This is a genomic window from Delftia sp. WSY_10, from assembly GCF_043104705.1.
Lineage (GTDB): Bacteria > Pseudomonadota > Gammaproteobacteria > Burkholderiales > Burkholderiaceae_C > Comamonas > Comamonas tsuruhatensis.
In genome coordinates this window covers 309,766-322,310 of sequence record NZ_JBICKY010000019.1, presented here as the reverse complement: position 1 = coordinate 322,310, position 12,545 = coordinate 309,766, and the positions used below count along the sequence as shown (strand labels likewise).

The following is a 12,545-nucleotide window of genomic DNA, read 5'->3' as shown; positions in this document are numbered from 1 at the left end:
CTCAGGGGAAATCGGGGGAACGCGGGGGAATTCGTGGACAGGGCCGGCGCCGGGATCAGCGCCGCACCTTGGACGCGAACAGGCCCTGGGGACGCAGCATCAGGATGAAGACGATCAGCGACAGCGTGATCACCTTGGCCATGGAGCCCGCGAGGAAGAACTCGGTGATGGACTGCGTCTGCGCAATGCCGAAGGCCGAGACCACGGTGCCCAGCAGGCTGGCCGCGCCGCCGAAGGTGACCACCAGGAAGGCGTCCACGATGTACAGCGAGCCCGAGGTGGGGCCGGTGGAGCCGATGGTGGTGAAGGCCGCGCCCGCCACGCCCGCGATGCCGCAGCCGATGGCAAAGGTCAGGCGGTCGGTCTTCTTGGTGTCGATGCCGATGGCGTTGGCCATCACGCGGTTGCTGACCGTGGCGCGCACGCGCAGGCCCCAGCGGCTCTTGTGCAGCGCGATCAGCACGCCGGCCGTGACGGCCATGGTCAGCGCCAGCACGAACAGGCCGTTGATGGGAATGTCCAGCCCCTCGGCCGGCGCCCATGAGCCCATCAGCCAGTCAGGCAGGGTGGGGCTGACTTCCTTGGGGCCGATGAAGGTGCGAAAGCACTGCTGCAGCGCCAGGCTCACGCCCCAGGTGGCCAGCAGCGTGTCCAGCGGCCGCTTGTAGAGGTGGCGGATCAGCCCCCATTCCACCAGCCAGCCGGCCACGAAGGCGAACAGGAAGGCGGCCACGATGGCCAGCGGGAAGTAGTAGGGCATGAACTCGGGCGCGTGCTGCGCCGTGAGCGTGGAGCCCAGGTAGATGGTGTAGGCGCCAATGGTCATGAACTCGCCATGCGCCATGTTGATCACGCCCATCTGGCCAAAGATGATGGCCAGGCCCAGGCCCATCAGCAGCAGCACGGCGAACAGGCTCAGCCCCGCGAAGCCCTGCATCAGGCCGATGTTCATCATGTCGGAAAAACTCATGGTGCTGCTCCTGCGCGCAAGCCAATCGGGAAAAGCAATCAATGCGACGAGCCGCCCCTGCCTGAAACTGGCAGAGCCCGACGCGGGAGACACCGAGGAAGGGCCGTCCCGCACCGAGGGTGTCGTCCCCCTCCCGCGTAGCGAGAGAGGGGGAAGCCGCGCAGCGGCTCAGGGGGTGCTTATTGATATCCCTTGGGGAAGGGATCGGGTTTGATGAGTTCAGGCGACTCCGAGACCACCTTGAACGTGCCGTCCGGCTGCCCCACGGCAATGCGCGACTTGCTCCACAGGTGGTGGTTGGCGTCCACCTTCACGTAGCCTTCGGGCGCGGTCTTGAGTTCCAGCCCCGGCGATGCGGCCACCACCTTGTCCACGTCGAAGCTCTTGGCCTTTTCCACGGCGGCCTTCCACAGCCAGGGGCCCAGGTAGCCGGCCTGGGTGACGTCGCCGATGACGGCGTTGGGGCCGTACTTGGCCTTGAAGGCGGCCACGAACTTCTTGTTGTTCTCGTTGTCCAGCGTCTGGAAGTACTTCATCGAGGAGTAGAAGCCCGTGAAGTTCTCGCCGCCCACGCCGGTCATCTCGTCCTCGGTCACCGACAGCGTGACCAGCAGTTGCTTGTCACCCGTGATGCCCGCGGCCTTGAGCGCCTTGTAGAAGGCCACGTTGGAGCCGCCCACCACGGCCACGAAGATGCAGTCCGGCTTTTGCAGCTTGATCTTGTTGACCAGCGAGCCGAAGTTGGTGCTGCCCAGCGGGTAGTACTCCTCGCCGACGACCTTGCCCTTCTGGAAGTTCTCGATGTGCTTGCGCGCGATCTTCATGGAAGTGCGCGGCCAGATGTAGTCCGAGCCGATCAGGAAGAAGGTCTTGGCCTTTTTCTCGGCCTTGGCCCAGTCCAGGCTGTACAGGATCTGCTGCGTGGCTTCCTGGCCCGTGTAGATCACGTTCTTGGACTGCTCCAGGCCTTCGTAGAAGGTGGGGTAGTACAGCAGGCCGTTTTCCTTCTCGAACACGGGCAGCACGGCCTTGCGCGAGGCGCTGGTCCAGCAGCCGAAGACGGCGGCGCAGCGGTCGTTGATGAGCAGTTTCTTGGACTTCTCGGCGAAGGTGGGCCAGTCGGAGGCGCCGTCTTCCTTGATCACGCGGATCTTGCGGCCCAGGATGCCGCCCATGGCGTTGATCTGGTCGATGGCCAGTTGCTCGGCCTGGATGGAGCCGGTCTCGGAGATCGCCATGGTGCCCGTGGCCGAGTGCAGCTGGCCCACGACGACTTCGGTATCGGTCACGGCCAGCTTGGTGGTGTTGACCTGGGCCGTGGCCTGGGCGAAGGACCAGGCCGGCAGCCCGGCCACCGAGGCGGCGCCAAGCGCCTGCAGGACGCGGCGGCGGCCCATTTCCGTGCCGGGGGAACCAGGTGTGCGGGGGTCGGAGGGGTGGCTCATGGTGACTCTCCTGTAAGGATCGGTTGGGTGATCTGCAAGTGGCTGAAAACTGGCGTTGCGGTTACGGCTTGTTTCCGCGCTGGGTCCAAGATTAGGAAGAACCCTTGCCGCCGCCCATACGTCAATTGACGTAGCCACCTGCGTACGCACCCCGGCTACCCCTCTTGCAAGCCGCGCCAGCATTGGCCCCGCACGTTTCTTGCTAGACCTGAGAATGCACTCCGCCCCCCCGCCCGACAGCCCCACCGGCACCGCAGCCGCGCCGCAGACCATCTTCCGGTTCCGGCGCGAGTACAACGCCTGGGTGGCCGACGAGACCATGGAGGACTACGCGCTGCGCTACACGCCGCGCAGCTTCCGGCGCTGGAGCGAGTTCCGTGTGGCCAACACGGCCTTCGGCTCGCTGTCCTTCCTGGCGCTGGAGGCCATCGGCGGCGCCATTGCGCTGAACTACGGCTTCGCCAACGCCATGTGGGCCATCGTCACCGTGGGGCTGGTGATCTTCCTGACGGGGCTGCCCATCGCCGTCTGCGCCGCACGCTACGGGCTTGACATGGACCTGCTGACGCGCGGCGCGGGCTTCGGCTACCTGGGCTCGACCATCACCTCGCTGATCTACGCCGTCTTCACCTTCATCTTCTTTGCGCTGGAGGCGGCCATCATGGCGCTGGCCCTGCAGCTGGTGGTGGACTGGCCGCTGCAGTGGTGCTATGCGCTGTCGGCCCTGGTGGTGCTGCCGCTGGCCATGCGCGGCATCACGCTGATCTCGCGCCTGCAGGCCTGGACGCAGCCGCTGTGGCTGTTCCTGCTGGTGCTGCCCTTCGTGTGGATGGCGCTGTCCCAGCCCCAGCTGTACCGCGACTTCGCCAGCCTCACCGGCCTGCGCTCGGGCAGCAGCCAGTTCGATCCGCTGATGTTCGGCGCGGCGGCAGCCGTGATCTTCGCGCTGGTGGTGCAGATCGGCGAGCAGGTGGACTTCCTGCGCTTTCTGCCGCCGCGCACCCAGGCCAACCGGCTGCGCTGGTGGGGCGCGGTGCTGGTGGCCGGCCCGGGCTGGGCCGTGATGGGCATGCTCAAGATGGCGGGCGGCGCCTTTCTCGCGTTCGCGGCCATGCAGCTGCAGGGGGTGGACGCCTCGCGCGCGGCCGAGCCCACGCAGATGTTCCTGGCAGGCTTCCAGCAGGTGCTGCAGGCCCTGGGCCTGCCGGGGCTGGCCGTGGCGGTGACCGTGGTCTTCGTGGTCATCTCGCAGGTCAAGATCAACGTGACCAATGCCTATGCGGGGTCGCTTGCCTGGTCCAACTTCTTCGCGCGCATCACGCGCAGCCATCCGGGGCGCGTGGTCTGGATGGTGTTCAACGTGGTCATCGCCACCTTGCTGATGACGCTGGGCGTGTTCGGCGCACTGGAGAAGGTGCTGACCATCTACAGCAACGTGGCCATCGCCTGGGTGGGCGCGCTGGTGGCCGACCTGGTCATCAACAAGCCGCTGGGGCTGAGCCCGCCGGGCATCGAATTCCGCCGCGCCCATCTGTACGACTTCAATCCCGTGGGACCCGTCGCCATGCTGCTGGCCGCCGCCGTGGCCTGCTGCGCCTATGCGGGCCTGCTGGGCGAGACGGCGGCCGCGTTCTCGCCCTTCATCGCGCTGGCGCTGTCCATGGTGCTGTCGCCGCTGCTGGCCTGGCTGACGGGCGGGCGCTACTACCTGGCACGGCCCGCAGGCAATCTGTGGAAGCCCGGCGAGACGGTGCGCTGCGCCGTCTGCCAGAACCAGTTCGAGTCCGAGGACATGGCGCGCTGCCCGGCCTACGGCGCGCCCATCTGCTCGCTGTGCTGCTCGCTGGAGTCGCGCTGCCATGACCGCTGCAAGACCGGCTCGCGCGCGGGCGAGCAGCTGCGCGCGCTGGCCTCGGCCATGCTGCCGCCGCGGTGGGCCACCAAGGTGAACTTCCGCGCGGGCCAGTACCTGGTGGTGATGCTGTCTCTGTGCGCGGTGACGGCCTTCATGGTGGGCGTGGTCTACATGCAGGAAAGCCTGCAGGCAGGCAGCGTCGATGGCGGCGCGCTGCGCATCCCCTTCCTCAAGGTCTTCGCGCTGCTGGCCCTGCTGTGCGCCGTGGCCGCCTGGTGGGTGGTGCTGAGCACGGACAGCCGGCGCATGGCCCAGGACGAGTCCGAGCGCCAGAACCAGCTGCTGCTGCAGGAGATCGCCGCCCACAAGCGCACCGATGCCGAGCTGCAGGCCGCCAAGGACCATGCCGAGCAGGCCAGCCAGGCCAAGACCCGCTATGTGGCGGGCATGACGCACGAGCTGCGCTCGCCGCTCAACAGCCTGCTCGGCTATACGCAGATCCTGCTCAAGAGCCCGCAGGTCGATGGCTGGGTGCGCGAGACCCTGTCCACCATGCAGCACAGCGGCCAGCACCTGCGCGCGCTGATCGACGAATCGCTGGAGCTGGCCAGCATCGAGGCCGGCCGCCTGCGCCTGGACCTCGCCCCCCTGCCCCTGCCCGCGCTGATCGACGGCATCGAGGCCATGATGCGGCCCCAGGCCCAGGCCAGGGGGCTGCAGTTCTCGGTCGAGACGCTGGGCACCATGCCGCGCTGGGTGCGTGCCGACGCCAAGCGGCTGCGCCAGATCCTGATCAACCTGCTGTCCAACGCCGTGCGCTTCACCCAGCGCGGCGAGGTGCGGCTGCGCATGGATTTCCGGCCCCATGTCTCGCGCATCGAGGTCATCGATACCGGCATCGGGATCGAACCGCAGGACATGGAGCGCATCTTCGTGCCCTTCGAGCGCGGCAGCGCGGGCCGGCGCGTCAGCGAGGCGGGCACGGGCCTGGGGCTGACCATCACCCACCTGCTGACCGAGCTGATGGGCGGGCAGCTCACCCTGAGCAGCACGCCCGGCGAGGGCAGCTGCTTCACCGTGCGCCTGTACCTGCCCGAGATGGCGCCCGACGCGTCCTGGGTGCCCCCCGGCGCCGCCGCCACGCTGCACACCGTCATCGGCTATCTGCCGCCCCGCCGCACCCTGCTGGTGGTGGACGACCAGCCGCTGCAGCGCCAGCTGCTGGCCGGCCTGCTGCTGCCGCTGGGCTTCGAGATCCGCGAGGCCGCCAGCGGCCGCGAGTGCCTGGAGATCGTGGAGCAAAGCCTGCCCGACCTGGTGCTGCTGGACATCAGCATGGACGACCTGGACGGCTGGCAGACCGCCGCCCTGCTGCGCGCGCGCCGGGATGCGCAGCAGCTTCCCGTGGTCTTCGTCTCGGCCAACCTGTTCGACAACGACCCGCCGCGCCTGGCCGATGCGCATTGCCAGGGCTTTGTCGCCAAGCCGGTGATCGAGTCCGAGCTGCTGCAGGTGCTCGAGCGCGTGCTGCGGATCGAATGGGTGCATGACAACCGCCCGTTGCTGCTGCCGGCGCCGCGCGCGGAGCAGGCAGAGGCAAAGGCAGCGCAGGCGCCGGCAGCCGCCCCCTTCCCGCCCGACCTGCGCGAAGACCTGGCCCGGCTGGCGCGCTCGGGCCAAGCCACGGCCCTGCGCGAGCGCCTGCGCCAGGCGCGCCAGCAGGCGCCCGCGCATGCCGCGCTGCTCGATGCGCTGCAGGCCTGCGCGAACCGCTTCGACTTCGATGCGCTGGCGCGCATGCTGCCGCGGCCCGAGCAAGAGGATGAAGAAGACGAAGAAAGAGAGGAGACCGATGAATGAGAACCCGCAAAGGCCACAGATGACGACCGCCGACAGCAGCAGCCACCCCAGCCCCCCCCCTCACAACGCCCACGTCATCCTTGTGGTGGACGACGCGCTGGACAGCCTGCGCATGCTGTGCGACGCGCTGGCCGCCGAAGGCTACGTGGTGCTCGCCGCCCGCGACGCCGACGAGGCCCTGCAGCGCTTCGCCCTCACCGTGCCCGACGGCGTGCTGCTGGACGCCGTCATGCCCGGCATGGACGGCTTCACGCTGTGCCGCCGGCTCAAGGACACGCCGGCCTGGGCCCACGTGCCCGTGGTCTTCATGACCGGCCTGTCGGACACGGACCAGATCATCCGCGGCTTTGCCAGCGGCGGCGTGGACTACGTGGTCAAGCCGCTGCGCATCCCCGAGGTGCTGGTGCGCCTGGCCACCCATGTGCGCAATGCCCGCGCCACGCGCCAGGCGCAGGAGGCCGTGGACGTGGCGGGGCTGGGCGTGGTGGTGCTCGACGGCCAGGGCCGCGTGGCCTGGCGCTCTCCCCAGGCAGCGCGCTGGCTGGGGGAGGCCTTTGCGGACCAGCCCTTCCCGCTGGAGGCGGCCGGGGACTGGCTGGCCGGCGCCCGCCAGCCGGACCAGGCCGGTCACCAGGATCTGGCGCTGGCCCTGGCCGATGGCCGCCAGTTGCTGGCGCGCCACATGGGCGCCAGCGGCCTGGGGGAGTCGATGGTGCTGCTCAGCCACGAAGCGCCGCAGGCGCCCGCCGCGCGCAGGCTGCAGCAGGTGGCGCTCACCCCGCGCGAGACCGAGGTGCTGTCATGGCTGAGCAAGGGCAAGACCAACCGCGACATCGCCGACATCCTGGGCATGAGCCCGCGCACGGTCAACAAGCACCTGGAGCACATCTTCGAGAAACTCGGCGTGGAGACCCGCACGGCCGCCGCCGCCGTGGCCGGTCAGCTGCTGCAAGCCGGCTCGCCCTGAGCGCGGGGTGCCACCGCAGCGGATGCCGAGGCCGAGGCCGGCAGGCCGAACACATGGTCGAAGCACCAGTTGAAGACATAGGTGTAGACCAGGAAGAAGACCAGCAGGCCGGCCTCCATCACCGTGGCCTCCCACAGCGTGACGCCGAACCACCAAGCCATCAGCGGGATCAGCACCATGGCCAGCCCGCCCTCGAAGCCCAGGGCGTGCACCACGCGGCGCATCACCGAGCGGCCCTTGACGCTCTGGCGCGCCTCCCATTGCTCGAACAGGTGGTTGAAGGTCAGGTTCCAGACGATGGCCAGCGTGGAGGCGGCAATCGCCATGCCGCCCGAATGCCCGGCGCTCTGGCCGATGGCCATGAACAGCAGGCTGGAGGCCGCGATGGCGATCAGTTCATACAGGGTCACGAAGACCACTTTGCGCTTGGGCCCCTGGAGGCCCTTTTTGTGTGTCTGCAAGGTCATAGGGGGCGCAGTTTATTTGTCCGGAATTGAACGTTAAAGTCAGATTCTTTCAATAAAACTGACAGGTTCCCGCCATGTCCTTCCCCGCTGATCAGGTGCCGCTGTTCCTTGCCGTGCTGGACCACGGCTCGTTTTCCGCCGCCGCGCGCCAGCTGGGCCGCGTGCCCTCGGCCGTGAGCATGGCCATCGCCCAGCTGGAGGCCGAGCTGGACCTGCAGCTGTTCGACCGCAGCGGCCGCGAGCCCCGGCCCACGGCGGCGGCACGCGCACTCGAACCCCAGGCCCGGCTGCTGGCCGCCCAGCTGCAGCAGCTCAACCACCAGGCGCTGGCCCTGCACCAGGGACTGGAGGAGCGGCTGACCCTGGTGATCGCGCCTGAGCTGCTGTCCACGGCCTGGGCCGCGCCGCTGCAGCCGCTGGTCGAGGAATTCCCGGGTCTGGAGGTGGAAGTGCTGGTGGCCGCCCAGGTCGATGCGCTCAAGGAACTGCACTCGGGCCGCGCACATCTGGCCCTGGTCTTCGAGCGCCCGGCCATCGACGGGCGCGAGGATTTCCAGGAGATGGGCCAGGAAACCATGATCGCCGTGATGGCGGCCAGGCATCCGCTGGCCCGGCAACTGGGCGTGGACGGGCAGCAGCGCCTGGACGTGGGCCAGCTGGCCGGCGCGCGCCAGATCCTGCTGGCCAGCCGCGACCTGGCCCACACCGATCCGCGCTTCGTGTTCTCGCACCAGCTGTGGCGCACGGACAGCCACCAGGCGGCCCTGTCCCTGGTCTCGGCCGGCCTGGGCTGGGGGTGGCTGCCCTTCAGCGTCGCCGAGCCCCTGCTGCAGACGGGCGCGCTGCTGCGCATCCCGCTGTGCAACATCAGCAACGGCACCCAGCTGTTCGTCGACTGGGTGTGGTCCAAGGAGCGCCCGCTGGGGCTGGCGGCGCGGCGGTTCGTGGAGCAGTTGCAGGTGCCGGTGCGGCTGGAGCCCAGGTGAGGCCTGCGGCTTGCGACCTGCAGGCAAGCCCTGCGCCTACACGCGGGAAACCGGCCGGTGCTTGCCGCCTGCAGGCAGGCCTGGGATAGTGGCGCAAGCGTCCGGCCGCCCTCCTTCTTCTGGCTGGACATGGACCATCGAGAGGAACCCATGTTTCAAGATCACTTTGGGGGCAAGGCCCTTGTTGCACTGGTACTGGGTGCGGGACTGGCAGGCTGCGGCGGCGGGGGCGGCGGCTCCACGCCGGGCGACTCCATCACGACACAGTTGACCCCCGCCTGCACGGGCGCCTCGTGCGGCGCGACCGACGCCACCACCTATTCCGGCCAGGGCGTCGGCGTCTGGAGCTACACCAACGCCACCGCCGCAGAGCAGCCCGTTGCCGTGGGCCTGCGCAATCTGGGCACCCGGCCCGTGACGCTGATCTATACCAACACCGGCGATGCCGCCGTGGCCCTGCCGCCCATCACGCTCACGCCGCCAGCCGCAGCGGCGCAGGGCATTGCGGCGCAACAGTCGCTGAGCGCTGCGCAGCTGGTCAACCAGATCCCCCAGCGCGTACGTGACTTCAAGCCAAGCCTGCCCGCCCCGGTTGCAGGGCAGAGCGTGCAGCCCTCGCGCGCGGTGTCGGCGGCCGTGCTGCCCGTTGGCAGCCAGCGCAGCTGGTTCGTCAACACGGAAAGCCCCACGGTCGAGACGCGCAGCGCCACGCTGCGGCGCCAGACCACCGCGCCCACGCCCACGGGCACCCGCACCATCAATCTGTGGCTGGAAGACAGCGAGTACGGCAGCGCCAAGGTCAGCGACGCCCTGCTGGACACCGTGATACAGCGCTTCGCCAGCGGGCCGGATTCCGTGCACGCCCTGGTTACGGGGCTGGCGGGCCAGCCCTGGGGAGCCCAGGCCCACAGCGAGCTGATCGCGGCCGACCAGCCGATCGACATCGTGTTCGTGAACTTCACGCCCGACAGCCAGCCCTACGGCCTGCTGGGCTACTTCTGGGCCGTGAACAACTTCAAGCGCACGGCCGGCAGCTCGCAGTTCCAGTACAGCAACGAATCGCTGTCGTTCTACATGGACACGGAAACGCTGTACCTGGGCGGCGCCAACGGGCTGACCACGCAGATCAGCACGCTGTCGCACGAGTTCATCCACATGATCAACTTCTACCAGCGCGGCGCGCTCAAGGGCTCGGACTACATGTTCGACACCTTCCTGGAAGAGATGTCGGCCCTGATGTCCGAAGACATCCTGGCCGAAAGACTCACGCCCGGCACCAATCCCATGCGTGACGGCCGCATCACCGGCTGGATGTCCAAGCCCGGCTTCAACTGCGACCTGGCCAGCTGGGCCTCGGATGTCAATGCCACCTGCTTCGGCTACAACGTCACGGGCAGCCTGGGCGCCTATCTGCTGCGCCAGCACGGCGTGGGCTTCTACCAGCAAATGCTGAGGAACACCTCCTCGCCCGACTCGCTGCAGGTGCTCGGCAACGCCATTGCACAGGCCGGTGGCCCCTCGTTGCCCGTCACGCTGCAGCGATGGGGGTCCAACATCGCCCTGTTGCCTTCCAGCGGCCCGGCCGGCTACGGCTGGCCCGCACGCACGGACCTGGGCTTCACCCTGGTGGGCATCGACGGCCAGCGCTATGCGGCGGCACGCCGCCTGCCCGCCACCGTGCCCGCCCAGCTCGCGGCGCGCGGCCACTTTCCCTTCGTACGCCAGCCGGACGCCCAGGGCCTGTACCAGGAGCAGTTGCGCGTTCCCGCCGGCACCACCCTCACCGCCATCGTGCAATGACCGCCATGACCCAGACATCCCATACCGCAGTTGCCCGGGCCCTGCCCCTGCTGCTGGCCGGCAGCCTGTCGCTGCTGGCCACGGCCTGCGCCGCGCCACCTCCACCTCCTGCAACCGCACCGGCGCCCGCTTCGGCATCGGCCGCGCCCGCCGCGCCGGATGCCGGCCAGCCCCTGACCCTGCAAGGCCGCCTGGTGCTGCGCGGCAATGCGCCCCATGAGCAGCCCGTGCTGCAGACCACCTCCGGCGAGACCTGGCAGCTCCAGGGCCTGAGCGCCGAGCAGATCACGCAGTGGCAGCGGCAGAACGTGGAAGTCCGGGGCCAGCCCGGCCCCAGGCCCGCCGCTGGCGCCGCGCCTTCGATGGCGCAGCCGCAACTGCAGGTGCAATCCATTCGCGCCCGGCCCTGACATTCCACCTCACCCACCGCTCTATCCATGGACGCCTCCAACCCTTTCTCCAGCCGCGATGCGGCCGTGCAAAAGCTCTGGGAACAATGGCAGCCGCGCTCCGCCAGGTCCGACAAGGACAAGGACAAACCCATTGCCCTGGCCGACTTCGACCCGGGCGCCAAGCCCTTTTCCAATGGCAACGGCAAGGCCGAGGACAAGGTCGCCGTCGAGGCCCTGGCCGAGGAGCTGGATGCGCTGCAGAACCTGCTGTACGCCGACCGCCGCTACAAGCTGCTGGTCGTGCTGCAGGGCACGGACACGGCGGGCAAGGACGGCACCATCCGTGGCGTCTTCGGCCGCATGAGTGCGCTGGGCGTGCACGCCGTGGGCTGGAAGGCCCCCACCGAGGCCGAGCGCGCCCATGACTACCTGTGGCGCATCCACCAGCAGGTGCCTTCCGCTGGCGAAATCACGGTCTTCAACCGCAGCCACTACGAGGACGTGCTGGTGCCCGTGGTCAACGGCTGGATCACACCCGAGCAGCAGCGCCAGCGCTTTGCCCACATCAACGACTTCGAGCGCATGCTCAGCGAGACGGGCACCGTGGTCGTCAAGTTCCTGCTGCACATCAGCGCCGACGAACAGCGCATGCGCCTGCAGGAGCGCCTGGACGACCCGGCCAAGCACTGGAAGTTCGACGAGAACGACATGAAGGTGCGCACGCAGTGGAAGGACTACCAGCAGGCCTACGGCCAGCTGCTGGGCGCCACGCATACGCCCTGGGCGCCCTGGACCATCGTGCCGGCCGACTCCAAGACGCACCGCAACCTCATGATCGCCACCTTGCTGCGCGAGGTGCTGCGCAACCTGGAACTGCGCTTTCCGCCCGGCGATCCGGCCCTCAAGGACTACAAGATCACCTGATCACTCGATGGCCTGCCTGAAGCCTCACAGCTGCAGGCGGGCTTCGGCGATGCCGTCCAGCTCGGCCACCACCAGATCACCGGCCTGCGCAAAGGCCAGTCCATTCCACGTGCCCGTAGTCACCACCGTGCCTGCGGGCACGCTGCCATAGCGGCGCACCAGCTCCTGCAACCAGCCGGCCAGCAGCCACAGCGGATCGCCCAGCGGATGCGTTCCGGTGAACGCCTGCAGCGGCGCCGCGCCCACACGCAGCCGGCAGACCTGGGCAGACCAGTCCCGCGGCGACTCGCGCGGCAGCAGCCGCGAAGCGTCCTGCCACGGCCCCAGCACCAGGGCGCCATGGCACAGGCCGTCGGCGGCCAGCAGCAGCGGCGGCGCCTTCAGGTGCTGGCGCCAGCGCGTATCCACCACCTCGATGGCGGCGGTGATGCCGTCGATCAGCTCCAGCCCATCGCCGGGCTGCAGCGCAGCAGCCATCTCGGCCGTCACCTCGCGGCCCAGGCGCAGGGCGATCTCGGCTTCGATGCCGCGCAGGTGCAGCGGCGCGCCACCGGCCACCGAAGGACTGGCCCAGACGCCTTCTTCGGGCAGCGGCGCATGGGTCAGCGGGGCATCGCGGCGCGGCGCGCCAGACTTCCAGTAGCCCGGAACGCGGCCCGGTCCCTGCTGGCTGCCGGCCACGCGCCAGCCCAGGGCGGGCGCCATGGCGGCCTGCACGGCCTGCGCATCTGCGGGCGCGCGCACCACGTCGGCCCAGTCGTCGGCATCCAGCAATTCGCCGCTGTGGCGTGCCTGGAGCAGCGCATGGGCCAAGGCTGTGGGAGTGCGGGGGTTGTTCGTCATGGAGCGGCTTTCTTGGTGTGCATCGGAGGGTCGCAA

Annotated in this window: 10 protein-coding genes; 6 read left to right on the top strand and 4 right to left on the bottom strand. The window is 68.9% G+C overall.

The annotated features are described in order from the left end of the window. Window positions 1-55 precede the first annotated feature (55 nt). Together urtB and urtA are read right to left on the bottom strand one after the other, a co-directional pair. Window positions 56-970 (bottom strand): urea ABC transporter permease subunit UrtB, encoded by a 915-nt coding sequence (gene urtB / locus ACF8ML_RS10275; protein ID WP_016450224.1) that lies wholly within the window; start codon window positions 968-970, stop codon window positions 56-58. A gap of 179 nt (window positions 971-1,149) precedes the next feature. Then, on the bottom strand, window positions 1,150-2,415 hold the full coding sequence (gene urtA / locus ACF8ML_RS10270; RefSeq protein ID WP_016450225.1) for an urea ABC transporter substrate-binding protein: 1,266 nt from the start codon (window positions 2,413-2,415) through the stop codon (window positions 1,150-1,152). Window positions 2,416-2,629: 214 nt separating this feature from the next. Between urtA and ACF8ML_RS10265 the strand changes: the two genes are divergently transcribed. Continuing rightward, window positions 2,630-6,130, top strand: a complete 3,501-nt coding sequence (locus ACF8ML_RS10265) for an ATP-binding protein (protein ID WP_392407081.1) — start codon at window positions 2,630-2,632, stop codon at window positions 6,128-6,130. A gap of 19 nt (window positions 6,131-6,149) precedes the next feature. Further along, window positions 6,150-7,097, top strand: a complete 948-nt coding sequence (locus ACF8ML_RS10260; protein WP_392407080.1) for a response regulator — start codon at window positions 6,150-6,152, stop codon at window positions 7,095-7,097. On the opposite strand, the gene ACF8ML_RS10255 is transcribed toward ACF8ML_RS10260, so the two are convergent. Next, window positions 7,070-7,564, bottom strand: coding sequence for a PACE efflux transporter (locus ACF8ML_RS10255; RefSeq protein ID WP_392407079.1), 495 nt, complete (start codon window positions 7,562-7,564; stop codon window positions 7,070-7,072). The two genes, ACF8ML_RS10260 and ACF8ML_RS10255, sit on opposite strands and share 28 nt — an antisense overlap. A gap of 74 nt (window positions 7,565-7,638) precedes the next feature. On the opposite strand from ACF8ML_RS10255, the gene ACF8ML_RS10250 reads away from it, so the two are divergent. The 4 genes from ACF8ML_RS10250 to ACF8ML_RS10235 all read left to right on the top strand — a co-directional run bounded on the left by ACF8ML_RS10250 (window position 7,639) and on the right by ACF8ML_RS10235 (window position 11,666). Next, a complete protein-coding gene (locus tag ACF8ML_RS10250; protein WP_392407078.1) occupies window positions 7,639-8,550 on the top strand; it encodes a LysR family transcriptional regulator in 912 nt (303 codons plus the stop codon). A 150-nt stretch (window positions 8,551-8,700) separates the two neighbouring features. After that, window positions 8,701-10,350, top strand: coding sequence for a hemagglutinin (locus tag ACF8ML_RS10245; RefSeq protein ID WP_392407077.1), 1,650 nt, complete (start codon window positions 8,701-8,703; stop codon window positions 10,348-10,350). A gap of 5 nt (window positions 10,351-10,355) precedes the next feature. After that, window positions 10,356-10,760: a hypothetical protein gene (locus ACF8ML_RS10240; protein WP_061287487.1), complete on the top strand. Its 405-nt coding sequence runs from the start codon at window positions 10,356-10,358 to the stop codon at window positions 10,758-10,760. A 27-nt stretch (window positions 10,761-10,787) separates the two neighbouring features. Then, entirely contained in the window at window positions 10,788-11,666 is an 879-nt protein-coding gene (locus tag ACF8ML_RS10235; protein ID WP_392407076.1) for a PPK2 family polyphosphate kinase, read from the top strand. A gap of 24 nt (window positions 11,667-11,690) precedes the next feature. Here the strand turns inward: ACF8ML_RS10235 and ACF8ML_RS10230 are convergent, their stop codons facing one another. Further along, window positions 11,691-12,509, bottom strand: coding sequence for a fumarylacetoacetate hydrolase family protein (locus ACF8ML_RS10230; RefSeq protein WP_061287489.1), 819 nt, complete (start codon window positions 12,507-12,509; stop codon window positions 11,691-11,693). Window positions 12,510-12,545 lie beyond the last annotated feature (36 nt).

Coding starts and splice junctions, on each gene's coding strand:
- urtB (WP_016450224.1), bottom strand. CDS start 970: ATGAGTTTTTCCGACATGATGAACATCGGCCTGATGCAGGGCTTCGCG.
- urtA (WP_016450225.1), bottom strand. CDS start 2,415: ATGAGCCACCCCTCCGACCCCCGCACACCTGGTTCCCCCGGCACGGAA.
- ACF8ML_RS10265 (WP_392407081.1), top strand. CDS start 2,630: ATGCACTCCGCCCCCCCGCCCGACAGCCCCACCGGCACCGCAGCCGCG.
- ACF8ML_RS10260 (WP_392407080.1), top strand. CDS start 6,150: ATGACGACCGCCGACAGCAGCAGCCACCCCAGCCCCCCCCCTCACAAC.
- ACF8ML_RS10255 (WP_392407079.1), bottom strand. CDS start 7,564: ATGACCTTGCAGACACACAAAAAGGGCCTCCAGGGGCCCAAGCGCAAA.
- ACF8ML_RS10250 (WP_392407078.1), top strand. CDS start 7,639: ATGTCCTTCCCCGCTGATCAGGTGCCGCTGTTCCTTGCCGTGCTGGAC.
- ACF8ML_RS10245 (WP_392407077.1), top strand. CDS start 8,701: ATGTTTCAAGATCACTTTGGGGGCAAGGCCCTTGTTGCACTGGTACTG.
- ACF8ML_RS10240 (WP_061287487.1), top strand. CDS start 10,356: ATGACCCAGACATCCCATACCGCAGTTGCCCGGGCCCTGCCCCTGCTG.
- ACF8ML_RS10235 (WP_392407076.1), top strand. CDS start 10,788: ATGGACGCCTCCAACCCTTTCTCCAGCCGCGATGCGGCCGTGCAAAAG.
- ACF8ML_RS10230 (WP_061287489.1), bottom strand. CDS start 12,509: ATGACGAACAACCCCCGCACTCCCACAGCCTTGGCCCATGCGCTGCTC.